Genomic DNA, 25,508 nt, shown 5'->3' with positions numbered 1-25,508 from the left:
ATACTGTTATCATCATACTAAAGCAGATTAGAAAAACAGGCATTGATTACATTGCCAGAACATCAATATAAAACGCCAGTTACAGGATAAACATCATGGAAGCACGTACACAGTGGGTGAATACCTCGGATCAGCAGCGTCTTTATGTGAAAACATGGGGCAATCCAGAACAGCCAGCTTTGGTTTTGGTGCATGGCTATCCAGATAATCAAGAAGTTTGGGAGCTGGTGATTCAGCACCTACAACAAGATTTTTATATTGTGACTTATGATGTACGCGGTGCAGGTCAATCCAGTATTCCAAAACGTATTCGAGATTATCGCTTAGAACAGCTGTCTTTAGATTTAGAGAGCGTTGTTAACGCGATACTTCCAGATCGTGCGTTCCATTTAGCTGCACATGATTGGGGATCTATTCAGTCTTGGGAGTCTGCAACTGAAGCAAAATTCCGTGGCCGTTTACTGTCTTATAGTACGATTTCAGGTCCTTGTTTAGATCATGCCGCTTTATTGCTCCGAGAGCAGTTTAAAAATAATAAGATCAACTTACTCAAATTACTGAGCAAGTCTTGGTATATCGGCGTTTTTCAATTGCCATTTGTGGCACCGAGCGCTTGGCATTTTTTCAATCCTGAGCGTTGGGGCAAAATCGTCGATGAACTGGAGCGTAAAAAGCATCTGCCATTGAATCATAATATTCAACAAGATGGAAAATATGGCATCAGTTTATACCGTGCTAATTTCCTACCACGTTTAAGTCAACCTAGACAGCGTTATGCAGTTTGTCCAGTACAAGCAATTGTTTTAAAACATGATAATTTTGTTAGCCCAGATTATATTGACGCTTTGCCACAATGGGTGGAGGACTTATCGGTCATTGAAGTTGAAGCAAACCATTGGGCAGTGTTGAGTCAGCCCGAAAAAATTGCGAAATATATTAAAGATTTTGCAGATAAGTTTTCTGCTTGATCCCTTTGTATTTACGCTAGTTTTAGCATGTTACTTGGCACAATAGAGGCTGTATTTTGGAAAATGATCTGCACCGGTGATTTTACAGTTAATGGATATTTAATCTGCTAAAATGACTTTTTTTTATTTTCCTGAATTTACTCATGAATGCCGTAGTAATCGCGATTGCGGTGATGTTTTTACTCTCCATCGCACGAGTTTCTGTTGTCTTGACATTGGTCATTTCAGCAATTGTTGGCGGTTTAGTCGCTGGGCTAAGTCTTTCAGATACCATTTCTGCGTTCAACTCTGGTTTAGGTGACGGCGCAGAAGTAGCTTTAGCTTATGCAGTACTTGGTGCATTTGCATTAGCATTGTCTAAATCAGGGTTACCAGATTTACTGGCACATAAGTTGATTGGCCTGCTGGGGGCAGAAGTCACTCAAGTTCGTGCTAAACGCGTTAAATATTTGTTGCTGAGCATTCTACTGATCGCAGCAATTTGTTCTCAAAACTTGATCCCTGTTCATATTGCGTTTATTCCAGTATTGGTACCACCTTTATTGAAAGTAATGAACCACTTAAATTTAGATCGTCGTGCGGCAGCCTGCGTTTTGACCTTGGGTCTAGTTGGCACATACATTTTCCTACCAGTTGGTTTCGGTGCGATTTTCCTTGAACAGATTTTGATGGGAAATATCAACAAAATTGGTGCAGCCTACAATATGCAGGTTGAACGCTGGATGATGCCTGCAGGTATGGCAATTCCTGTGCTAGGTATGGTGATTGGTACGCTGTTCGCGGTATTTGTTAGCTACCGTAAGCCTCGTATTTATGAAGACCGTACAGTTACACGTGTCACCACAATTGATCTTGATAAGCCGATCCGCGCAGGTGAAATACAACTACAGGAAGATGCAGCTGAACTAAAACAGGAAGCTGAAAAAGCGCCTTTTGTTGCGAAGAAAACGATGCTAATGGCGTTACTGGCAATAGTATTGACACTGGCAACACAGCTATATTCAGGTTCAATGATCTTGGGTGGTTTAGTCGGTTTTGCAGTACTGTCTGGTGCTGGTATCTTTAAATGGCAACAAGCTGATGATGTTTTTGTTCAGGGCATGCGCATGATGGCGTTGGTTGGGTTCATTATGATTTCAGCGGCGGGATTTGCTGCAGTGATGACCAAAACTGGCGATATTAATCAACTGGTTACTGGTGTTGTGCATTTGATCGGTGATAACCATGCGTTGGCAGCCTTCCTAATGCTATTTATTGGCTTATTTGTGACGATTGGCATTGGATCTTCGTTTTCGAGCGTACCAGTGCTAGCGGTAATTTATGTGCCACTCTGTGTTCAGTTTGGCTTTAGTCCATTGGCCACTGTAGCGTTGATTGGTACTGCCGCAGCACTGGGTGATGCTGGTTCTCCTGCCTCCGATTCAACTCTAGGGCCAACTGCTGGCTTAGGTGTTGATGGTCAGCACGATCATATTTGGGATACCGTAATTCCAACCTTTATTCATTTTAATATTCCACTTTTAGTCTTCGGCTGGATCGCTGCAATGGTACTTTAATTGCAAACTAAGTCACATAGTTAATTAATATTGGTATTTTAATCTTGATTAAAAAAGTTGGAAATATAATATAAAAAGTTAATCAGTTTGGTTGGATTTATAAAACCAACTAAACTGATTGGTTTAAAATAAATATACATATAAAACAATATATTAAATAATATCTTTTCAAAATGTTAAATAATGGTGTTGCATAATATTAATACACGTGTTTATTATTTATATATTCATTCTAGAAGGTTGTTTAATATGTTAAAACAAGCTGCTCTTATTGCATTATTGGGGATGTCTGCTTCAGCGATGGCTGGTCAATGGCAGGTAAAAGTTGGTGCTTCATCTTTGGCGCCATCAAGTGATACTACAGTTGCTCCAGGTGTTGTTGTTGAAGCCGATCAAGAATATGGTTTCACACCTTCTGTTGAATATTTTTTTAATGACAACATTTCTGCGGAACTCCTTTTAGCAACACCGTTTAATCATGACGTACTTGTAAATGGTGCAAAATCTGCAAAATTAAAACATTTACCACCAACGATTACGGCAAAGTATCACTTTAAAAATAATACGCGTTTCACACCTTATATTGGTGTGGGTGGCACAGCATTTATTGCTTGGGATGAAGAAGGTGTCGCTAAAGATGTGAAAGAAGATTTTGGTGTTGCTGGCCAAATCGGCTTTAACTATCAGCCAGCTGATGCAAAAAATTGGGGCGTATTCGTTGATGTGCGCTATGCTGATTTAAGCCCAGAAGTTACTTTAGATGACGCAACTGCACTTGCTGTTGGTAAATCTAAATTTGATCTAGATATTGATCCTGTCGTTTACACGATTGGTTATAGCTACAAATTCTAAGTTCTGAATTTATAGTGAAAGCCCTGTCATTTGACGGGGCTTTTTTATTTGGCTATAGGTTAGTTATGTGTAATTTGAGCAGATTTATCCTGTTTAATTTCAGCTAAGTTGTGACAGTATAAGCAAAACATACAGATTTATTTTGGGGGAAGTAAGCATGAAGCTTGTTGTGCTTTTAGGCTGTATCAGTATTGCTTTAGTTGCAGTCAATGCCCAAGCGGCCAGTTTTAATTGTGCCCGAGCCAATACCACCACCGAGCGTGCAATCTGTACACATGGGATATTAAATGATGCTGATGTTAAAATGGCGACTACATACAGCATTGTAAACCGCTTAGTGCCGATGGGTACACGTGGCCTGATTCAAGATGAGCAATTCAAATGGTTGGCTTTACGTGATCAGTGTCTAGACAATGTCAGTTGCTTGACGGATGTGTATAAAATGCGCCAGCAAAAATTGGATTTATATTTAGAGCGGGTTTATAAAAAAGGCCCATTTTGATGCTGAAAAAAACAGCACTAAAGGATTGAAAAAAAGCAAACTTACTCCATTCATATACACAGTTAATAAAAATTGTTCATAAATATGAGGAGTAAGCAATGAGCGAACAAAATACCCAAAAGCATAGTTTTCAAGCAGAAGTAGCCCAACTACTGCATCTTGTGACTCATTCATTGTATTCAAATCCAGAAATTTTCCTTCGCGAATTAATTTCAAATGCGTCTGATGCATGCGATAAATTACGTTTTGAAGGTATTAATCATCCAGAATATTATGAAAATGACCCTGATTTGCATGTTCGTGTCAGCTTAGATAAAGACAATAAAACCATCACTATTTCAGATAATGGTATTGGTCTAAGCCAGCAAGAAGCCATTGATAATTTAGGGACGATTGCTAAATCGGGCACTAAAGACTTTATGTCTAAACTTACAGGTGACCAAAAGTCAGATGCACAATTGATTGGTCAATTTGGTGTTGGTTTTTATTCTGGTTTTATTGTTGCAGAAAAAATTACGGTTGAATCGCGCCGTGCAGGTGAAGATGCGAATGAAGCTGTACGCTGGATTAGCGGGGGTACAGGCGATTTTGAGGTTGAGCAAATCCGCAAGGATTCACGTGGAACAGACATTATTTTGCACTTGCGTGATGATGCGCTGGAGTATTTAGAATCTTATAAAGTAAAGCAGATTATTAATAAGTATTCTGACCACATTAGCTTACCGATTGAAATGCAAAAAGAGGTTTGGCAGGAAGAAGAATCAGCTGAAGGTGAAGCTCCCGCTGGCGGTCAATATGTAAAAACAGATGAGTGGGAAGCGATTAACTCTGCCAGTGCTTTGTGGACGCGTAATAAAAATGAAATTACAGATGAGCAATATACAGAATTTTATAAAAATCTAAGCCATGATTATGAAGCACCGCTGGCTTGGGCGCATAACCGTGTAGAGGGTAATACGGAATATACCCAGTTGTTGTATATCCCAAGTAAGGCAGCCAGTAATATTTTCACACGTGAAGCAAAAGCTGGTATTAAGCTGTATGTGAAGCGTGTATTTATTTTGGATGAAGCAGATAGCCTGATTCCAAACTATTTACGCTTTGTGCAAGGTGTGGTGGACAGTGCAGATTTACCACTCAATGTAAGTCGTGAACTCTTACAAGAAAGCCGTGATGTGAAAACCATCCGAGAAGGCAATACCCGCCGTATTTTGACAGTATTGGATGGCTTAGCGAAGTCTGAAGATGTTCAAGATCAAGAGAAATTTAAAACCTTCTATACCGAGTTTGGTTCAGTGCTTAAAGAAGGCTTAGGTGAAGACTTTGGCAACCGTGAACGTATTTTAAAATTATTACGCTTTGCGACCTCAAACCATGATGAGGTAAATACATCATTGGCTGACTATAAAGCACGTATGCAAGCAGGCCAAAAAGCCATTTATTATGTGACGGCGGATAGCTTATTAGCAGCCAAAAATTCACCACAATTGGAGTTATTCAAGAAAAAAGACATTGAAGTGTTGTTAATGTCTGAGCGTGTGGATGAGTGGGCGATGGAGTTCGTCAACGAGTTTGATGGTTTACCAATGCAAAATATTGCCAAAGGTGCAGTGGACCTAGGCGATTTACAAGATGCTGAAGAGAAGCAAGCACTCGAGCAAGCAGCTGAGCAATTTAAGCCAGTCATTGAAAAACTATCTGGCTCACTGAAAGAGAAAACTAAAGAAGTGCGTGTAACAACACGTTTGGTGGATTCTCCAGCATGTTTGGTTACTGGTGATGGTGAGTTATCGCCACAGTTAATTCGCATGTTAAAGCAAGCAGGTCAAGAGGTGCCAGACAGCAAGCCTATTTTGGAAATTAACCCTGAGCATCCATTGGTGAAAAAGTTGGAGACATCGAATCAATTTGATGACTTGGCCAATGTTATTTTTGATCAGGCCGTGATTGCTGAGGGTGGTTTACCTGAAAACCCAGCTGAATACCTTAAACGGATTAATAGTCTGTTATTGAAATAAGATACCCACTATTTAGCCTCCTTCGGGAGGCTAAATTTAACGTATATAGATTTAGAAAAGCGCTTCTAAGCGTACTAATGCACCTATAAAATGACTGCGATTTTCACGATGATCATTTAAATAATTTAAATCACCTTGCACAAAAAACCATTCGCGTAATACTGGTTGTCGCCATGATACAAATGGTCCATAGCTATTGAGGCGTAAATCACTGTCATTATAATAACCACCGGTATAAAGCCCGTAGCTAAAGCTATTGCCTTTAAAGAACTGGTGTTGACGGAAACTAAAATTATCCCAACTTAAATCGTCATCTTGTGCATCAGCATAAGTGAGGCTCAGCTGATTAGATAAAATAGGATGGTTAGGTTTACTTTGAGTTAACTCAAAATTGGTACGTAGATAATTTTTACTGTCGATACCATATCGATAAATTTGCTCTGCATGGAAACCAAAATCATTGTCTAATTGCCAATCTTTAGAAGCCTTTAGGCGTGCATAAATATCACTTCCTGAGCGTATACCAAGATCAAAATCAGTTTCAAAAGGGAGTTTTTTAGAGAACTCAGACCAGCGTAGTGCGATAGAGCCATTATCTTCACGGGTCTTTTTGTTATTAATATTCTTGTCTTTGGGGCTGGCTGGGTTTTCATTGGTAATGGCTACATTGTTAGCCAATTCATTGTCTAAGCTATCATCACCAAAAACAACACTCACTTTATTTTCTAGGGTTGGAAGTTTAATTTTACCTCGAATTCGGGGGTTCAATTCATAACCATCATGCTTATTCCAGGTGTTGTCTAAAATCACCCGAAGTGTTGCAGAAGCTGGACGGTTAGGATCGGTATCGCCAAACCAATTATCAATTTTATGCGCTGTCCGATCGGCCCATTCACGAATGTTTTTTTGTTGCCGATCAGGCCATGTTGAATTTTCAGTTTCTGACGTGGCGGGTACAGTACTCTCTTCAGATTGCTCAGGAAACAGCGTAGGAGTCGCATCAATTAAGCGTGGAATTTGATACAACAAGCCCTGTTCAGTGCTATTTGTCTGTGTCGTGTTTGCAACAGCTTGGCTGGTCGTGTCTGCTGCAAAACTTGTAACACAGCTCAAACCAGCACTGAAAATAAATACGCTATAAGCAAAAGGTTTTTTTATTGTTCTCATCCAAATTTTATCCCTTGTACTTAATTATCATGCCTTTAGTGTGGTGAAAAAGCTGACTTAAAACAAGGCAATATACAAAAAGACAGCAATTATTCAATTTCCGTTTGCTTGAGTGCGTCATACAAGGTCAAAACATCAATAGGCTGAGGCATCTCTAAGATTATATTGTGAATGCGTTGCCATGTAATGTCCTGCTGGCGACTGAGCAACAGATATGGATAAGCCAGCTCTGAACCATCAAAGGCCATTCGATTTTCACCATGAATTACACGGGTTTTGTTGCGTTCTAAGAGCAATAAAATCGGGGTTTGACGGGTTGCAGGTGCTTCTTCAAATAAAATGAATTTTTGAGTATGCACCAAATGTGATGGAATGTACGGATAATAATGATCCATTGACCACAAAAAATGAGCCCGTTGCTGGTATGCAAGGAATAGCAAATTGGCATCGGTAAAGTCCATGCCTAAGCTATTGAGGCTCAGCTCTTTAATGGCTGCGATATGCAAATGAGCATCGCGACAATATTGATTTAATAAGCGCATGGCAGCGCTATGATCATGTGCGCCAAAGAGCAAAATATACTTAATAAATTTATGGTCGCTATCGATTTGTTCAGCCAAGGTTGCAGGCATATTTTGCCATGTATCTAAGGCATCGGCATGCATGATCATTGTCACATGTTGATCGAGCTCTGGCATTGCTTCGATATTTAGGCGCAATAAGGTATCGTCAATGCTCGCTTTTGGCGACACGACCTGTACTTGTGCCTTGAGCTTAAAGAGCGCAATGTGCTCGGGTGCAACAAATTCATGTATAGGGATGTCTTCAACAACTGGTGTGGAGAAGAGTTCTTCTGTCAGTGTAGGTGTTCGCTGGATGATTGGGTCGGGGATTAATGGTGTACTTGAACTAAATTCTGTTTGATTTAGCACTTCAGTTTGCATATTTATTGCTTCTGCTTCTGCTTCTGCTTCTGCTTCTGCTTCTGCTTCTGCTTCTGCTTCTGCTTCTGCTTCTGCTTCTGCTGTCGTATGCTCGTGACTTAACGCTAGCTCAGCTTCATCTAAGCGAGTTTCTTCAGTCACAGTGACTTCATCAAAACAATATGGAGAGTTTGCCTTTACGATTGGCTCGGCAGGAATTTCTACGCTCTCTACGAACGTTTGCTGGGTATGTAATAAATCTTCATCGGCCAATAAACCATGTTCAGCATGATGAGTCTGCATTTCGGCAAAGCTTTGGTCAAGTGTTCCCCAAGCGCTTTGCCATGGCTGTGTTAATTGTGGAGTATATACAATGACTTTCCAGCCCGCATTGTTATGGTGTAAAAGCCCCCAACCCAATTGATGTTGCGAGTTGAATTGCTCTAATAGCAAGGCTTCTTGATCAAAATAACCCACAAAACTTAAGCCATAAGCGCTCTGCTGTGCAAACTCAATGGCTGATGCTTTTGGTTGTGAGCGAAGTTTAAATTCCGCTTGTTGCTTATGAAAAATTGGCTCATCGCATAGCTTAAAAATTTGTTTAATTCGATCTTTTGATTTTGCGATTTCAAAAAAATTAAGGCTACGATTTTCTAAATGATTGAGTAAATCATGGAGTTCTTTAAGGAGTTGTGCTTTTTCTAATACATTCATACCTTAGATGCCCTTAAAAATATTTTTGCGTTTTTTCTAGATAAGCACTCAGCACAATATTGGTGGCAAGTTCCACTAATTTATATTCGGATGAATTTGGTTCGGGGTACTTTTCTGCCATTTCAATTAAATGATCGATCTTAATGGCAAATGGAGAAATTTTACCTTGTATCAATGCTTGTAGTTCTTGCATAACGCCGCCTGATGGACAAGACATTTATAAAAAAGAAGTTTTGATTATAGAGTGAGGTAAATAGAAACAGGAACTACAATCCGCATTTCTTTGCATGAATTTTTAAAAATATTGATCATTTTTTAATGAAAAAGTGAAATTTTAGTCATTTAGGGTAAAAAATTGTCATCTTGGGGGAATTGTTTGGATGACAAATATGGTCATATTTTGCTGTGATTGAAACTCAACAATTGGCCATTGATGAGTAAGATCTGGCGCTTGGATATATTTTTTATGGAGACCGACCAAATAAAAAAGCCAAGCACTGAAAAGGATGCTTGGCTTTTTAATGGAAAAATCTAGTTAAATAGATTAAGCCGCTTTTTGTGTTTCTGTTGAAGCCGTTGCCGGTGCTTGAATTTCTGTTGCAGTTTCAGTTTGTACTGCTTTTTTAACTGGGAAGTCAGGTACATATACAATTTGAGCAGATACAGCAGAAGAAAGAGCTAAAACAGAAACAGCCAAAATAGATTGAAGTGCGTTCATCACAGTATCCTAACAATCAAGTACTCAACCATGTTGAGTAAGGAGAAAAGGTAAATCTTAAAAACATAAAAATAATAGCAAAAGTGGCATATTTAAAAATGATCGTTTCGGCAACACAAGATAAACGGCAACATAAATATTTTATATAAAACATCATGTTAGAGTTATTGCTCTATAACTTTGGCGTGTATTTTACAGGATGGTTTTAAAGTTAACGGTTTAATTTATTGATGAAAAATACAGCATCTATAGTCAATCAATTCTCGCTATTCATACATGATATTCAACTATTCACTCATGAGTGATGACGCTAAAAAATAGTTACATTGAGGGTTTATATTTCGATATTCTGAGTTGGGGGGATGATGATCTGGTGATGAAGTCAAATAGGGTCGCTGAAAATAGGGTTGAACTGTTGGCTCGTTAGTATGTAACAGCTCAAGTACGGCTGAGTGTATAAATCAGAAATTCTTAGTGCTAAAAGCAAAAAAATTCCCTACGTAGAGGGAATTTTTTTCAAATTTGAGTTCACATGAAAACGAACTTAGTTTTCAGGGATTTCACACTGGTCGTCATCACATTGATTTGCTGTTTTTGCTTCGGGTGGAGCAGTGGCTTTATCTAATACTTGCATAAAGACTTCTTTGGGTTGGGCGCCAGCTAAGGCAATGCGTTCATCAAATACAAAGAATGGCACACCTGTAACTTTGAGTTGTTCACGTGCAATTTCTTCATCAAACTTCACAAAATCAGCAAATTCATCTGAATCAAGCAAGTCATCCACTTCAACAGGGTTTAAGCCAATACGTGCAGCCACGTCTTCCAATGTTTCACGTTCACCAATAGCAAGGCCTTGAGTCATATAGCTATAAAATAAAGCTTCCTTCGCTTCATTGCCTAGCCCTTTACTTTGAGCTAAATGGATGAGGCGATGGGCATTAAAGGTATTGCCTGAGTTTGCAATTTCCCAATTAAATTCAATACCTTCTTCTTTGGCCATGCTGGCAATATTACGTTGCATGTCCTCAACTTCAGCAACTGTGCGACCATATTTTTGTGCAAGGCGTTCAGAGTTAGAAATTGTTTGGCGTGTTGGTGCTTCTGGGTCAAGTTGAAAGCTATGCCAATGTATTTCTAGCTCGACACCTGCTTCTTCAGCGGCACTTTCTAAACGTTTTTTTCCAATATAGCAAAACGGACAAACCACATCTGACCAAATATCAACGCGCATAATTTTTCTCAATCAATCGTTTTAATAAATGATTGGGGCACGCTTGAAAATTTAAAGCATATTTAAGATGTAGAAAATAAAAAAATGTAGCAACACTTTGGATGTTTTAAAAATAAGAAATATCCACTTAATTTATAGATAAACTTAATTAAAAAAATTCGAAAAAGAGAATTCATGATAACACTTCATCTGAAACTATTACATAAGCGATTAATTTTTATGCTAAAAATAAGGCATTAATTAAAATGAAAATGACCTCTTCCCCAGAGCTTAAATTTTCTTTTTTAGCTTTGCTAATTAATTTTTCTGTTAGGTTGTGCAGTAGTTTAAGCACTGAATATATAAAGCTTACCGCCCTTGATCATTAGGCTTTGGGTGCTAATTTGACGATATGAAGGAATCACTATGGTTAAACGATCTATTTTTATTGGGTTGGTTATTGGTTTGTCATTTGAATCTATGGCTGCTTATTCATCGCCTACCATGATGTCATTAGATAATGATGCATTAAGTTTGGTGATTGGGCAGGGGATAAGTCATGTAGTGGGTGAAGATCCTTATGGATTGAATTTGGATGTTATACGGCATCAGATTCAGCAGTTTTTTGCACCTGGATCAGCCACACAGGCAGAAGTCCCAACCTTCGGTCAGCTATTTAAAGTGAATGACAAAGGGGAGCTCTGGTTGTCTGTACAACGCAATGTAGTTTCAGTTGGAACGATAGAATGTGATATGAACTTTGACGGTTTAAAAAATATCAGTAATCAGTTTGCCAGTGAAATTAAGTTGTATTAAGGACATCTATTCATACAATTTAGATTAGCAATTAAATATACATAAAAAAGCACCCTTAAAGGGTGCTTTTTTTACATGCTAGACGTGCTTAAGCTGATTTAGCTTCTGTCGCATTAACTAACATACGACCTTGTTCTTCAAAGTTTGAGTGCCAAGAAAGCGCTTCACGAAGAAGATGAGGCGTTTGACCGCCTTTTTCACATGCACGAGCGAAGTAATCATTCAATGCATCGCGGTACATTGGGTGTACACAGTTATCAATGATCGCACGAGCACGTTCACGAGGTGCTAAACCACGTAAGTCTGCTAAGCCTTGTTCAGTGACCAATACGTCTACGTCGTGGCCTGTGTGGTCAACGTGAGAAGCCATTGGTACAACAGATGAAATGTCACCGCCTTTCGCAATTGATTTAGTTACGAAAATAGCAATATGAGCATTACGTGCAAAGTCACCTGAACCACCAATACCGTTCATCATTTTGCTACCACATACGTGAGTTGAGTTTACGTTGCCGTAAATATCGAACTCAAGTGCAGTATTGATCCCGATGATACCTAAACGACGTACAAGTTCAGGATGGTTTGAAATTTCTTGTGGACGAAGTACTAACTTGTCTTTGTACGCTTCAAGGTTGTTAAATACTTTTTCGCCGTATTTTGCAGAAAGTGTAATTGAAGAACCTGAAGCAAATTTCATTTTGCCTGCATCGATTAATTCAAATGTACAGTCCTGAAGAACTTCAGAGTACATGATCAGGTCTTCGAAGTTTGAATCTTTAAGACCTGTCAATACTGCATTGGCAATTGAACCAATACCTGCTTGAAGAGGGCCTAAGCTTTTCGGTAGACGTTCAGCAGCCACTTCTTTTTCAAAGAAAGCGATTAGGTGGTTTGCAATACCTTGAGTTTCATCATCTGGTGCAGTCACAGTTGATGGAGAGTCATGTAATTCGTTGTTAAATACGATACCTACGATTTTTGAAGGATCGATATTAATTGCATGTGTACCAATACGTTCTTCAACATGCGTTAACGGGATAGGTTGACGTGTTGGGCGATATGTTGGGATGTAAATGTCGTGTAGACCTTCAAAAGCTGGGCTTAAGTTGGTGTTGATTTCAACAATTACTTTTTCTGCAAAAATTGCAAAGCTTGCAGAGTTACCTACAGACGTTGTTGGAATAATGCCACCGTCTTCAGTAATAGCTACAGCTTCAATAATTGCCACATCTGGCTTTTTCAATTGAAGGTTACGCATTTGTTCAACAGTTTCAGACAAATGCTGATCGATGAACATTACTTCGCCTTTGTTGATCGCTTTGCGTAATGTATTGTCGACTTGGAAGGGTAAACGACGAGCTAAAACACCAGCTTCTGTTAATTTTTTGTCTAAGTCATTGCCTAGAGATGCACCCGTAATTAAAGTAATTTTTAACGGGTTCGCATGCGCTTGTTCCACCAAGGCCAAAGGCACTGCTTTTGCTTCACCAGCGCGGGTAAAGCCACTCATACCTACAGTCATGCCATCTTTAATAAACTCAGCAGCTTGTGCCGCGCTGATGACTTTATCGTGAAGTGACGCTAAACGGATGCGATCTAAAGACATCTTTTACTCTCATTAAAATCTCAAAACTGATACGGATTGTACCGATCAAAAAAGCCATTTTGCATGCCTGTTAGGCTAAGGTCTAATTTTTTGAGAAAATGCGGGTATAAGAAAAATTGATGATTTTTATCTATATGATTTTAAATGTTAAAAAAACCACTGCTTAAGCTATATACAAAACTGTTTGTTGTATTTTTGAACGCTTGTTAAAAGCGTTCAGTAAAACTTTGTTTAATTTTTCCCAATGGACTGATGTTTAAAATTTCATCATTTTCCAATTTTTTGAGGGGTAATGAAATGATTGCTTCAAGCCCACCTTCAGGTCGATTATGAATTGAAAGTTGTCCTGAATGAATATCCACAATCCGTTTCACAATCGCTAGCCCTAAGCCACTGCCTTGAATAGTCCGCGCATCATTACCCCGTACAAATGGTTGCATGAGGTCTTCAATTTGATCGTCAGGAATTCCTTCGCCATGGTCAGCAACACTAATCAGGATATGATCACCTTCGTATTTGGTTGCTAGCTCAATAGGCTCAGCACCATAGCGTTTTGAATTATTAATTAAATTACCAATAAGGCGTTTGAGCGACAGACTACGCGCTTGGATCACAGGCAAATCTTGTGCTTCAAAACGAATATCGAGTGGCTTAAATTGAATGACCAATTCTTGTAAGAGCATATTAATGTCTGTGTCTTGTGGTTCTTCATCCGAACCATCACGCATATACGAGATGAATTGATTTAAAATTGCGTCCATATCTTCTACATCATAAATTAAACCTTCTTTTAAAAAGTCATCATCTGGCATCATTTCCGCACTCAGGCGAATGCGTGTGAGAGGGGTGCGTAGATCATGGGAAATACCTGCCAACATAATGCGACGGTCACGTTCGGTTTGATCTAAGGTGTAAATCATGTGGTTAAAGGCTTGGTTCACCTCACGGATTTCCTGTGGCCCATGATTGGTTTCTAAGTAAGGCGCGCTTCCCGTTTTACTATAACTATTGGCTGCATGCTGTAGACGTGCCAGTGGGCGGTTGAGCTGACGTACCAAGGTTAAAATAATGATTGCAGCAATCAGGGGAATACCCAGGAGCCAACCCAAAATAAGCTCAGGACTATAGTTGGCGTAGGTTTTGAGCGGTTCACGAACCCAATTGCCATTCATTTCAGGCGTTTGAATCCAAATTCTTGGATCAGGTTTAAACTGAAAATACACCGTAGCATTGTCAATATGCATTTCCTTCGCCAACTTTCGTTCGATTTGGTTGGTAAAGAATTCTGCGATCACTTTGTCTTTAACGTTGGGGAATTCTTTTTTATCGGTAATGTATTCGATTCCCACTCGATTTTTAAGCCAAGTGTCTACATCCACTTCTGCGTTATTGTGAAAAATACGTAGGTCAGGATTGTTAATAATTTCTAACTCAACGGCGAGATAGCGGGCGTGTTGCTGAATTTCTGGTAAATACAAAGTGCGCCAAAAGAACCACAGTGACATAAATAAGCTGAAAAATACGATAAACAGCACCAAGACCGTGGTTCGCATGGCAGCAGAACGTGGTTTGATTTTGTCTAAGAAACGCTCCCCGCGAGTGCGTTTTTGTTCTTGATAGGCTGCGTAATCGGTAAATTCTTGTGGGTCGATGGGTTCGAGTTTCACGCAGAAATCCTTTAAGCGATTCTTTTGAAAATGCAGTTTTTATTCTTTGTGATGGAATCTTACTGCTCGAATATTCATTGGGAGGAGTTGGTTGTGTGACTTTTTTAGAAAATGAGTAACACTGTTACGTAAGTAAACTTTCGCCATTCACTGAATTCACACACTTACTATTATAAATTCAAGTGTAAGTGGGTCAAACAGCAGTGAATGGCATTTCCAGACATTTGATAACATTAATCTATCAAATGCAGTTTATCGTATAGATTTATTCAGCACCATCTGGAACAAATACATAGCCAACGCCCCAAACAGTTTGAATGTAGCGTGCGCGGGCAGGGTTTTCTTCCACTAAACGGCGAAGGCGTGATACCTGAACATCAATAGAACGCTCCATTGCACCCCATTCACGCCCACGTGCTAAATTCATTAATTTATCACGAGTTAATGGTTCACGTGGATGCTGTACCAATGCTTTTAATACGGCAAATTCACCCGTGGTGAGCGTTACCACTTGGCCTTCACGTGTGAGGGTACGTGTTGAAAGATCGAGTGACCATGGGCCAAATGAAACGACTTCCATTTGTTGGCTTGGCGCACCTGGAACTTCGCGTACTTGGCGACGCAATACAGCACGAATACGGGCTAAAAGCTCATTTGGATTAAATGGTTTTGGAAGGTAGTCATCTGCACCCGCTTCTAATCCCGCAATACGATCTGAGTCACTGCCACGTGCTGTGAGCATAATAATAGGCGTATCAATACTAGATTGGCGTAAGCGACGGCAAATACTTAAGCCATCTTCAACAGGAAGCATGAAGTCCAACACAATTAAAGAGAACAGTTCGCGCTGTAAAAGTCGATCCATTTGAGTTGCGTCGTGTGCAGTTTTTACAACAAAGCCTTTATCTTCCAAAAAGCGCTGCAAAAGCGTACGTAAACGCACATCATCATCGACAACGAGGATGCGTTCAACGCGGTCAGTTTCGGTTTGTACGGCATCTGTTTTGTCAGCAGGTACAACTAAACTCATGATGTGCTCCTTTATTCTTTATTGTCATCGTAAACAAAAGTGGGTATGCCTTGAGTATACGATTCATTCATATCTATTTACTATGTTCTAAAGCAACAAATATTGCAGTTAAAATCAAGACATAGATACTAAATATATACAGGGATTGGCGAAAAGTATGTTGAGTCGATCTTTGTTAAAACAATGTTTATAGAGGACTTTAAGCACATTTTATGAATTTGCAGTGAATCGGTTGCAAAATCGCTGTGTAAATTATTAAAAACAATTGTGGATTTTATGCACTTGGTCTTTATAATCATGGCTTTTAGTACTTATCCTTGTGGAATCATACACGATGACTGACTTAGTTCAGCAGTTGGCAAAAGAACTTGCCGTACGTCCAAATCAAGTTGAAGCTGCCATCAAGCTTATCGACGAAGGTGCCAGTGTTCCATTTATTGCACGTTACCGTAAAGAAGTAACGCAAGGCTTAGACGATACGCAGTTACGCCAGCTCGATACGCGTCTCGCGTACTTGCGTGATTTATATGAGCGCCGTGAAAAAGTCATTGAATCACTGAAAGAACAAGACAAATTATCAGAAGACTTATTGGCACGCGTTATTGCAGCCGAAACCAAAAATGCATTGGAAGAAATTTATGCACCGTACCGCCCTAAGCGTACGAGTAAATCTTTTAAAGCGAAAGAAGCTGGTTTAGGTCCAATTGCAGAGAAAATTTTCACAGATGCAATTGATCCAGTGGAAGCGCTCAACGGATTTAGTCATGAAGATTATCCAGATACCGAAAGTCAATTAGATGCCATTCAGCATATTTTAATTGATGACTGGGCACAAAATATTGCTTTAACCACGACGCTTAAAGAGACATTTGCAAAAACTGCAGTGCTGAAAAGCCTTGTGGCAAGTGATGAGAAAAAAGAAGTGGGCAAAAAGTTCCGCGACTACTTTGACTTTTCAGAAAATCTGAACAAAGTTCCATCACATCGCTTACTTGCAATGCTTCGTGGCCGTCAAGAAAATGTCTTGGGCTTGAAAGTAGATGGTGAAGATACAACACCATTAGCACGTATTGAAACTGAATATTATTTAGAGACGATTCAGCCACAAAGCCGTCAGGACTATTTAAAGCAAACAGCAAAATTGTTTTGGTTAGGCAAGGTACGTCCTGCTATCGAACATTCATTGTTGACTGAAAAACGTTTGGCTGCTGAAGCTGAAGCAATGAACGTATTCGCTGAAAACCTACGTCACTTGTTGTTGTCTGCTCCAGCAGGCGCGCGTACAACACTGGGCGTTGATCCTGGCATCCGTACTGGCGTAAAACTAGCAGTGGTAAATGCATCTGGTGATGTACTTGCACACAGCACGATTTACCCATTTGCACCTAAAGACGATAAAGCGGGTTCAATCGCTGAACTTGCGCGTTTATGCCGTGAGTTTAATGTTGATCTGATTGCGATTGGTAATGGCACTGCAAGCCGTGAAACAGAAGCGGTTGTAGCAGAAATGATGGCTGCCAATAGCGACCTGAAATTAACGCGTGTATCTGTATCTGAAGCAGGCGCATCAGTATATTCAGCATCAGAGTTAGCTTCTGCTGAGTTACCAGAATTAGACGTGTCTATTCGTGGTGCGGTTTCAATCGCACGCCGTTTACAAGACCCGCTCGCTGAGTTAGTGAAAATTGATCCAAAATCAATTGGTGTAGGCCAATATCAGCATGATGTGAATCAAACTGGTTTGGCAAAAACGTTGGAAGCTGTTGTTGAAGACTGCGTTAACTCTGTAGGTGTAGACGTAAATACAGCATCTGCTGCAATTTTGGGCTATATCGCGGGTTTAAATAAATCAATTGCACAGCAAATTGTAGATTTCCGTAAAGAGAATGGCCGTTTTGATAACCGTCAAAACTTGAAGAAAGTACCACGTTTAGGTGAGCGTACTTTTGAACAAGCGGCAGGTTTCTTACGTATTCAAGATGGTACAGAGCCACTCGATGCGTCGGCAGTTCACCCAGAATCTTATGCATTGGTTGCTAAAATTGTCGATGCGAAAGCAACCACAGTAAAAGATATCATTGGCAATACTGAAATTATTCGCCAAGTGAATGCTGAAGAATTTGCTGATGACACATTTGGTTTGCCAACGATTAAAGACGTGTTGGCTGAATTGGAAAAACCAGGCCGTGATCCACGTCCAGAATTCCGTACAGCTCAATTCCGTGATGACATCACTGAAGTAGCACAATTGACCGAAGGCTTACAGCTTGAAGGTGTCGTGACCAATGTGACGAACTTCGGTGCATTTGTCGATGTTGGTGTTCATCAAGATGGTTTAGTACACATCTCTGAGTTAGCCAATAGCTTCGTGTCAGATCCACATAAAGTGGTGAAACCGGGTCAAATCGTACAAGTACGTGTACTGAATGTGGATGTTGAACGTAATCGTGTGAATCTATCGATGCGTCCAGAAGGTTCGGAAGCACCTGCAAAAGCATCGCGTCAGCCACGCCGTGATCATGATCAGCCACGTGGTGAACGTAAGCCTCAAGCTAAACGTCCACAGCATGCACGTCCGCAAGGCGAACGTCCACAGGGCAAGAAACCTCAATCAGCGAAGCCACAAGAGCAAAAGATCGGTGGTTTAGGTGCATTGTTATTACAAGCAGGTGTAAAAGGTTCTAAGTAATTTTTTTCACCGCACAATAAAAAACCTCCCAATCGGGAGGTTTTTTATTGTTGATTAGCCATTAATCATTGGCACAATCCAACTGGTAATAATGAGCAAAATACCCAAATGTCCAAGCTTACGAGTCACATACACTAGTTTAGACGGTGCTGTTTCAAGTTGCTTCGCATATTCTTCCATTGAGATGCCATTTTTGGCTTTGCTGGTAAATAAAAAAACAGCCAAATCAATACAGATGAGAATTGTACCGACATCTGCAACCAACTCCATTAGCTCAAAATCTTGGCGATACAGTTGCATGCCTACACTGTAAATCAAGTATATTCCAAAGGCTAAACAAGCATATTGCAATACAATCAAAAACTTCTGCATAATTTTCAACATATCATTAGATCAATGGGATTATACAAATAATTTGTAGAATGCCCAAAACTACAAGTCTTGTAATACATCGGTAAAATTCTGGCGCTCAATCAAGGCTAAAAACTCATCGCCTAAGCGTTGGCTTTCAGCCACAGATTGCGTCCACATTTTAATCCGTTGCTCGGGGGTTAAACCTTTTAAAACAAAATCTTTACGATCGGGTAGGCGACCTAAAGGTAATGAATTTAAGTACGCTTGAGAAGGTGAAATCAATAGTGTACGTGCTTGATTGATTGGATTGGCTTGGCGTGATTTAAACATTTTATCAAACCAGCCTGGAATAATACTGTCACTAAAATGAGGGTAGAGCACTATACCTTGACTCTCAAAAGGTAGATCAAGGTGATAATCAATCAGACCACCATCTCGATAAGCGCCAAGAGGGGCATCTTGAATATTTTTAACGGCAGGGGTCACACCAGGTATAGAGCCTGAAGCCATGAGCCAATCCGCTACATTGCTTGCATTAAAGTTGAGATAATGGGTTTTAAAGGCATCATTTTGCATTTTAAATTGTGGGAAATGTGCAGGCTGACAAATCACACGCTGCATAAACTTGCTCAAATGATTACGTGAAATGGCATTCGCTCCCACAATGCCAGCTAAACTACCATATAGTGCAAGACGCTGATCACTTTGGAATAAATGAGAGGCCTTGGCGGCTATAATCGTCAGGTGATAGTCAGCATGATTGACCAGTTTTTCTGTCTGTTGACCAATGATGCCTTGGAGCATTTCTCTGGAAATTTTTTCAATTTCTGCAATGCGCATTTTTTTATGGTAAGGCAGATGAATATAAAGTTCGGCCAATTGCGCGGGTCCCAAGATTTCACCTTGCGCCAAAATTCCAGCAAAGCGCCATGCCCCAACCGATGAACCAATCAAAAAACGACGCTGTTTGGCACGAGGCAGAAAATCACCAAAAATGGCTTGATCGAGCCCCGTTAAGCCGATGCCTTTCGGCCCCCCTGCAGCACCAGGAATCATATCAACTTGGGCTGCATTTAATCCGTCTTTTTCAATTAATTGGCGTGCAATACGACCAGCCCGAAGTGAAAGTGCTGGTGCAGACTGTTTTAATATTTGGATCATAAATCGGGTTTTTATATGAATAGTGGCATTTTGAGCATAACAAAACAGCAAGCAAATTGCTTGTATTGATCCTGATGTTTTACCGTTTGAAATTAAAAAATCGCAACAGATTAAGTTGCGATTTTTTATAGAGAATAAATAGCTTTAGCGCTTAGAACATCCGAACATTTATACCTAAAGAAGCTAAACCATAACGCTTGTCTAGGCGTGATGCAGTAACGCCATTATAAAGAAATGGTAGATTACCGACAAAATTGTTCTGATAGATTTCGCCTTGAACAAACCCCGTAATCTCTGGTGTAAAGTCGTAGCTAAATTTTGCACCTAACGTATGGTTGTCCTTAATTGGGCTATTACCAAAATTGCTCACACGGTCATCAATTTTATTACGCCATAAGCGCTGGTATTGATAAGCCAATTGGCTTTCAAACTGCTTGTAGCGCCAGTTCCAAGATGCCCCTACATTGGTAAAATAACTGTCGTAGTTGAGGTCTTGTTCGACATCGAGTCCAAAGTCGCTGGCATTGCCACTGACTTGTAGATCAGTCACTGTGATGTTGCCATTTTTACAGGGCTGGGCTAAATTTCCCGTGTACTGATTATTTCCGTTGATATTTACATTCATCAGGCAACCTTGCTGTATCGCCTGAATTTGAAGATTACTGATTTCCACTTTACTGTAACCAATGCTGGCAAATGCATTGAGTTGATTCATTGGATCAAGTTTACGTGAAAAAATAGCATCTAGCTGAAATTGGAAATCTTGAGGATCTTGAACATCCACTTTCTGAATTGTTCGACCATTCACCAGTGTCGGTGTAGATTTTTTCATTGAGTCAGCCGTATTTCCCCAAATGCTAGCACGGAAGCTCAAAGCGTCATTCTTGTGTAAATTGAGATCAGGTATATAGCGCACACCGAGTAATCCACTTTGAATTTTATTGGTGTCCTGCGAATATTCAATTTCACGGTGCCAGTAAGTTCCTTCAATACTCCACTGTGGATTTAGGTCGTACTTGGCGCCTAAATGAAAGCCTTTATAATCACCTGCTGATTTATCTGTAACACCTTCGCTTTCACGCATGTCCAAAAAATCAATCGTGTCATTGACAGCATCGGCTGCCAGAGTGAGCTGAAGAGGAGATTTTGATTTCTGGTGAAAGTCTTTTGTTGTCAGAAAAGGATCATTGGGTGCAGCAGAAAGCTGCGTGGCAAGACTAAAGCAAGAACAAGAAATGAGAAGTTTAAAATGCATAATTCAGGGTCACTCTAAAACGTAAACAATGAAAAAAGCCAGTTCGAAAACTGGCTTTTTAGTTTTTGAATTAATTAAGTTTGAAATATGCAGTCAATGATGGCGCACTAAAGTTTTCGCCATTAAAGTTAGCTTGGCTTGTTGCTAGTTTTAAATCAGCATCGATTACATAAGAAATCGGCAGGACGTATGCTGTTACGTTAATTGCATCACCTGATGCTAATTCAGAATAATACTGGTTGTAGTAATTCTTCAGCGTTGCATTACTGTCGATTAATGTTTGTAATGAAATAGCGCCATTACTAGAATTCACTTTAATATCTTGATCAATAGAGAAAGTCGTATTCTTCAAGCTATTAATGGTAGACGAAATTGTGATTTTCGCACCAGCTGGAATGATTGCTTTTTCTAAGTTACCTGTATTATCAAATGATGCTTGAATACTGTTTACAGTGACATTTAAATCTTTTTGAGTTGTGTTACGAACGCCATGTAATGCAAAAGCAAGCTTAATCGTGTCATGTAATGATGTTGTTGCATTTTTCATTTTAAATGAAATGTTTAAGTTGCTCGTTAACTGACTTAAGCCAATTGCTAAAGGCGTTGTTGCTGAGCCTTTAATCTGAGTTAAATCATAGTTCGCAAGTTTAAAGTCACTATACACTGGAGTAAGTAACTCAGCTTGAAGGGTATCTTGAATACCGCCTTCATTATTTTGAAGTTTTTGTTGTAGTGCTTCAGCTGTGAGATTTCCACCTGTTGTAACCACTGTATTTAATGCATCGGCAACAGTGCCTACACTATGACTAATTTGATTTAAAACAGTGTTATCAATCACAATAGTATTGTCATTGATGGCTTTTGTTGCATCAGTTTGTACTGTATCTAAAAGATTCTGTAAAGCTGTTGCATCTAATTTTGTTGTGCCGTCAGTAAATAACTTGCCAGCGGATAATTGTTTTACTAATGCGCCAAATGCAAGTTCAGTTGCTTTGCTAACATCTAGAGCAGGAGAGCCATCTGATTTGCTAATATTTTGTAAGCTATCTTCAATTTGGTTAGCAAGTTGCTGAATAACGAAAATAGTGGCCATGTCTTTAGCACTTGCATCTTTAACAGGATCAAAGCCTGCAAGGTTAAAATTAGATGCTTTAAGCTTAGCAAGTGTTTCAGCAGAGAGACCTAAATTCGTTAACAATGATTCAATGTTTGCTGAGCCAGCATATACTTGTAATGTGGTTAACGGACTCACAACAACTTTGGCACTACTAAAGTTTTGCAGATCAGTTTTTTGAATTTTTAGCGTACCAGTGAAGTTTAATCCAGTTGCAATATCAATACCGCCAGTTACAGTCATTGCTGAACTTTGGCATTTTTCAGTGGTATCAAATGTAAATTCACCCTTTTCGTTTGTATTGACAACGATAGGTAGATTTTTGTCATCTAGACAGTCAGTTAAAGTGACAGTTGCATTTTTTAAATAGAAATCGACAGCTTGTCCTGCAACTGTTTTAGATGTGAAAGGAGGGGTTGTACTACCTCCATCACTTCCACCCCCACCGCCACATGCAGTTAATAGTGAAGTTAAAGCAATTGATAAGACCGAAAGTTTTAATGTTTTATGCTTCATTATTTTGAATCTCAAAGTGAAGGGTTACGTGATGTAACTTATATCAAATAAAAAAACAAAAAATATACAAAAAGTAACAATCATGAGAAAGGTAAAATAATTATGAGTTTTTATTAATATGTTTTTTCGATAGGCAAATATTTAAAAATTTTGTTTTAAATATTGGTATGTATTATTTTGATTGGATTTTTATATTTTAAAATGTACATAAAAATAACGTGAAAAATGTATATAAAAAATATTTAAATTACAAATACATATATTTATATATCATTAATTGAATAATGTGACTGCTATCACATAAAATGGTATGTCCAGCAATTTTTAGGCTAAACATACCATTTTAATTTATTTAAAAATTCGCCAAAGAGATAATAAGCTTGCCAGTGCAATAAGAAGAATGGAGATATACCACGGTGAAATCACAGCGATTGCTAGAAAGATGGCAATGAAGCTACCGAAGATCCAGCTCCGCTTTTGTTGCTGTTCAATCTGCAAGCGTATGGTTTGGATTTCATGTAATTGTTTGGCATTCCAAGCAGATTGGTTTTTTAAGCCGTTGAGGCTATCAATCAAGAGCGTTGGTAAATCCTGAGCACCTAAAAGTAAGTCAGGAATTTTTTGCCCGAGCTCTTTCAAGTTCTTTTGTGGATTCATTTGGGCTTTAATCCAATCCGTTAAGATGGGTTTTGCAAGGCTCCAAATATCAAGTTCAGGGTATAAATCTGTTCCTAAGCCTTCCACATGGACTAAGGTTTTCAGCAACAGCATTAATTGAGGTGGAATTTCTAAATGGAAGCGACGAGCCACATCCATCACTTCAATTAAGATGCCAGCAAAGTCCAATTCATGCATTGGCTTAGAGACCATCGGCCCAACCGTACGACGCATTTCACGTGCTAGCGCATCTTGGTCTGTACCTGGTGGAATCCAGCCTGCTTGATGCACCACTTGAATCAGTTGCATAAAGTCACTGTTCATGACAGCCAGTAGCATACGTGCTACCGTCATTTGGTCATGCTTAGACAGTTCCCCCATAATGGCGCAGTCCAGCGCAATAAAGCGTGGATTGGCAGGGTTAATGGTTTCTACAAAGACATTACCAGGATGCATGTCTGCATGGAAAAAATTGTCACGAAAAACTTGGGTAAAGAAAATGGTCAGACCTTTTTCTGCCAAATCTTTACGGTCCATGCCGAGGCGTTCAAAGGTTACAATATCTGAAATCGGTACACCTGTGATGCGTTCTTCCACCATTACGTCTTTGCTGTCCATATAAACTTCAGGCACATACATCATGCTTGAGCCTGTAAAGTAATGACGCATACGACGGGTGTTGTCAGCTTCTAAGGTGAGGTCTAATTCTTTTAAAATAATTTGACGATAGTCTTGAATAATTTCAGACAAGTGCAGAGCACGGGCAGCTTCTAGGCGTTTTTCTAAAAAATGACCGAGCCAGTCTAAAATTTCAAAATCTTGTAATATCTGATTGCGAATGTCTGGGCGTGTGACTTTAACCACGACTTCGCGACCATCATGCAGTGCTGCAGTATGCACTTGGGCAATAGACGCTGCGGCTAAGGGTTGCTCATCAAAACGCGCAAATAAGGTATTTACATCAGCTTTGAGTGACTGCTGAATGCGCATTTTCGCAACATTATTGTCAAAGGGTTTGACGCGGTCTTGCAGTAAAACGAGTTGTTGCAATACTTCGGGTGGAATGAGGTCACGACGGGTAGACAGAAGTTGGCCAAGTTTAATGGCCAAGGGACCCATTTCCTCTAAAGCCATTTTGAGCTTGAGTGGGTTTTTACGTTCGCGACTCGACCATGCTGCAGGATGCATCCGAATCAAACCCAACACATGGCGTGCTTTTTCAGGCAGCTCTTCCGCAGGGAATAACGTGTCGAGTCTATAGTGCGCGGCAATGCGCCAAAGGTCGATTAAACGTCTCAGATGCGGAATCATATAAGCTTTACCTAGGGTTGAGTGGGTGTGTGTAATGCATCAATTTGATTTTGGAGTTGCTGAATCTTCGCTTCAGCACGGTCCAAGTTTTGATTCAAAATGCGTGTATCTTGGTTTAAATCATCCATTTGCCAACGTGGTGCAAGTGCATTTAAGTCCTCTTTGATGAAGTCTTCAGCAAAAAACAGTTGGCTTTGGAGTGATTGTTTAAGGTGTTTGGGCGCCAATTGAATTTTAGCAATTTCATGTGCCAATGCGGGACCAATCAACGGCGAAAGGTGAGCGGCCAAATCTGGCTCCGCTTGGCGAATAATGCGCTGAATCTCTTGTAAGAGGCGATAATCACCTTGTACAGGGATTGTACCTACATCTTCAGCAACTAACAGTTTAAGCGCTGCAACTGCATTTTCAACATGTAAAGTTGCTGTTGCTTCGACCACAGTATTTTGTGGATCAAAAGGGCGTTGTTCAAAGATTGATGGCGTACTACTGTGTCCTGTTGCGGTGGCTTCGAGACGGATTTTTCCGTCATCAAAAAAAACATCGACAGAAAGTTCAGGCGAATCCATCACGACGCGGAGCATTTTTCCTTGCAAGGCGTTGAACTGAATGCGCGTAATGGCATCCAGATCAATGACATGATGAATCAATCTTTCCACTACGCCGAGTGCGAGAATTGACCACATAATGGAACCTTAAAAAAC

General features: G+C 39.8%; 21 protein-coding genes. 7 read left to right on the top strand and 14 right to left on the bottom strand.

Going from position 1 to position 25,508, the window contains the following annotated elements; translation table 11 throughout:
* The first annotated feature begins 95 nt into the window (after positions 1 to 95).
* The 5 genes from D9K81_RS01580 (at position 96) to htpG (ending at position 5,896) form a co-directional block, all read left to right on the top strand.
* Entirely contained in the window at positions 96 to 968 is an 873-nt protein-coding gene (locus tag D9K81_RS01580; RefSeq protein ID WP_120374589.1) for an alpha/beta fold hydrolase, read from the top strand.
* Between the two features lie 143 nt (positions 969 to 1,111).
* Positions 1,112 to 2,524, top strand: a complete 1,413-nt coding sequence (locus D9K81_RS01575; protein WP_120374590.1) for a Na+/H+ antiporter family protein — start codon at positions 1,112 to 1,114, stop codon at positions 2,522 to 2,524.
* A gap of 249 nt (positions 2,525 to 2,773) precedes the next feature.
* On the top strand, positions 2,774 to 3,376 hold the full coding sequence (locus D9K81_RS01570) for an OmpW/AlkL family protein (RefSeq protein WP_121523091.1): 603 nt from the start codon (positions 2,774 to 2,776) through the stop codon (positions 3,374 to 3,376).
* A gap of 157 nt (positions 3,377 to 3,533) precedes the next feature.
* Positions 3,534 to 3,878 (top strand): lysozyme inhibitor LprI family protein, encoded by a 345-nt coding sequence (locus tag D9K81_RS01565; RefSeq protein WP_120374592.1) that lies wholly within the window; start codon positions 3,534 to 3,536, stop codon positions 3,876 to 3,878.
* A gap of 98 nt (positions 3,879 to 3,976) precedes the next feature.
* Complete coding sequence (gene htpG / locus D9K81_RS01560) at positions 3,977 to 5,896, top strand: molecular chaperone HtpG (protein WP_120374593.1); 1,920 nt, start codon at positions 3,977 to 3,979, stop codon at positions 5,894 to 5,896.
* A 51-nt stretch (positions 5,897 to 5,947) separates the two neighbouring features.
* On the opposite strand, the gene D9K81_RS01555 is transcribed toward htpG, so the two are convergent.
* The 5 genes from D9K81_RS01555 to D9K81_RS01540 form a co-directional block, all read right to left on the bottom strand.
* On the bottom strand, positions 5,948 to 7,063 hold the full coding sequence (locus D9K81_RS01555; protein ID WP_120374594.1) for a hypothetical protein: 1,116 nt from the start codon (positions 7,061 to 7,063) through the stop codon (positions 5,948 to 5,950).
* 89 nt (positions 7,064 to 7,152) lie between these two features.
* Entirely contained in the window at positions 7,153 to 8,700 is a 1,548-nt protein-coding gene (locus D9K81_RS01550) for a hypothetical protein (RefSeq protein WP_121523089.1), read from the bottom strand.
* 13 nt (positions 8,701 to 8,713) lie between these two features.
* Positions 8,714 to 8,893, bottom strand: coding sequence for a hypothetical protein (locus D9K81_RS01545; protein ID WP_120364934.1), 180 nt, complete (start codon positions 8,891 to 8,893; stop codon positions 8,714 to 8,716).
* Between the two features lie 351 nt (positions 8,894 to 9,244).
* Positions 9,245 to 9,418 carry a hypothetical protein gene (locus D9K81_RS18365; protein WP_171406844.1) on the bottom strand — a complete coding sequence of 58 codons (174 nt, stop codon included), beginning with the start codon at positions 9,416 to 9,418 and terminating at the stop codon, positions 9,245 to 9,247.
* Between the two features lie 544 nt (positions 9,419 to 9,962).
* On the bottom strand, positions 9,963 to 10,649 hold the full coding sequence (locus D9K81_RS01540; RefSeq protein WP_120374596.1) for a DsbA family oxidoreductase: 687 nt from the start codon (positions 10,647 to 10,649) through the stop codon (positions 9,963 to 9,965).
* Positions 10,650 to 11,054: 405 nt separating this feature from the next.
* On the opposite strand from D9K81_RS01540, the gene D9K81_RS01535 reads away from it, so the two are divergent.
* Positions 11,055 to 11,444: a hypothetical protein gene (locus tag D9K81_RS01535; RefSeq protein ID WP_120374597.1), complete on the top strand. Its 390-nt coding sequence runs from the start codon at positions 11,055 to 11,057 to the stop codon at positions 11,442 to 11,444.
* Positions 11,445 to 11,532: 88 nt separating this feature from the next.
* On the opposite strand, the gene D9K81_RS01530 is transcribed toward D9K81_RS01535, so the two are convergent.
* The 3 genes from D9K81_RS01530 to ompR all read right to left on the bottom strand — a co-directional run bounded on the left by D9K81_RS01530 (position 11,533) and on the right by ompR (position 15,747).
* The gene (locus D9K81_RS01530; protein WP_120374598.1) at positions 11,533 to 13,050 is read right to left on the bottom strand and encodes an acetyl-CoA hydrolase/transferase family protein; all 1,518 of its coding nucleotides are present in this window, start codon (positions 13,048 to 13,050) and stop codon (positions 11,533 to 11,535) included.
* A 206-nt stretch (positions 13,051 to 13,256) separates the two neighbouring features.
* Positions 13,257 to 14,717: an ATP-binding protein gene (locus D9K81_RS01525; protein ID WP_120374599.1), complete on the bottom strand. Its 1,461-nt coding sequence runs from the start codon at positions 14,715 to 14,717 to the stop codon at positions 13,257 to 13,259.
* 265 nt (positions 14,718 to 14,982) lie between these two features.
* Positions 14,983 to 15,747, bottom strand: coding sequence for an osmolarity response regulator transcription factor OmpR (gene ompR, locus D9K81_RS01520; RefSeq protein ID WP_120374600.1), 765 nt, complete (start codon positions 15,745 to 15,747; stop codon positions 14,983 to 14,985).
* A 334-nt stretch (positions 15,748 to 16,081) separates the two neighbouring features.
* Here ompR and D9K81_RS01515 point away from each other — a divergent pair, with 334 nt between their 5' ends.
* On the top strand, positions 16,082 to 18,436 hold the full coding sequence (locus tag D9K81_RS01515; protein WP_120374601.1) for a Tex family protein: 2,355 nt from the start codon (positions 16,082 to 16,084) through the stop codon (positions 18,434 to 18,436).
* A 54-nt stretch (positions 18,437 to 18,490) separates the two neighbouring features.
* Here D9K81_RS01515 and D9K81_RS01510 read toward each other — a convergent pair whose 3' ends face one another.
* From D9K81_RS01510 to D9K81_RS01485, 6 genes are all read right to left on the bottom strand, one after another.
* Positions 18,491 to 18,808 (bottom strand): hypothetical protein, encoded by a 318-nt coding sequence (locus D9K81_RS01510; RefSeq protein WP_120374700.1) that lies wholly within the window; start codon positions 18,806 to 18,808, stop codon positions 18,491 to 18,493.
* Positions 18,809 to 18,868: 60 nt separating this feature from the next.
* Positions 18,869 to 19,951, bottom strand: coding sequence for a patatin-like phospholipase domain-containing protein (locus D9K81_RS01505; protein WP_120374602.1), 1,083 nt, complete (start codon positions 19,949 to 19,951; stop codon positions 18,869 to 18,871).
* Between the two features lie 151 nt (positions 19,952 to 20,102).
* Positions 20,103 to 21,206 carry a hypothetical protein gene (locus D9K81_RS01500; protein ID WP_120374603.1) on the bottom strand — a complete coding sequence of 368 codons (1,104 nt, stop codon included), beginning with the start codon at positions 21,204 to 21,206 and terminating at the stop codon, positions 20,103 to 20,105.
* 70 nt (positions 21,207 to 21,276) lie between these two features.
* On the bottom strand, positions 21,277 to 22,836 hold the full coding sequence (locus tag D9K81_RS01495; RefSeq protein WP_120374604.1) for a hypothetical protein: 1,560 nt from the start codon (positions 22,834 to 22,836) through the stop codon (positions 21,277 to 21,279).
* A gap of 348 nt (positions 22,837 to 23,184) precedes the next feature.
* A complete protein-coding gene (locus tag D9K81_RS01490) occupies positions 23,185 to 24,804 on the bottom strand; it encodes an ABC1 kinase family protein (RefSeq protein WP_120374605.1) in 1,620 nt (539 codons plus the stop codon).
* An 11-nt stretch (positions 24,805 to 24,815) separates the two neighbouring features.
* The gene (locus tag D9K81_RS01485; RefSeq protein ID WP_120374606.1) at positions 24,816 to 25,490 is read right to left on the bottom strand and encodes a ubiquinone biosynthesis accessory factor UbiJ; all 675 of its coding nucleotides are present in this window, start codon (positions 25,488 to 25,490) and stop codon (positions 24,816 to 24,818) included.
* Positions 25,491 to 25,508 lie beyond the last annotated feature (18 nt).

The organism is Acinetobacter chengduensis (assembly GCF_003664645.1).
GTDB classification, from domain to species: Bacteria; Pseudomonadota; Gammaproteobacteria; order Pseudomonadales; family Moraxellaceae; genus Acinetobacter; species Acinetobacter chengduensis.
Note: the sequence above shows the minus strand (reverse complement) of the source record. Positions and strands in the feature narration are given on the sequence as shown.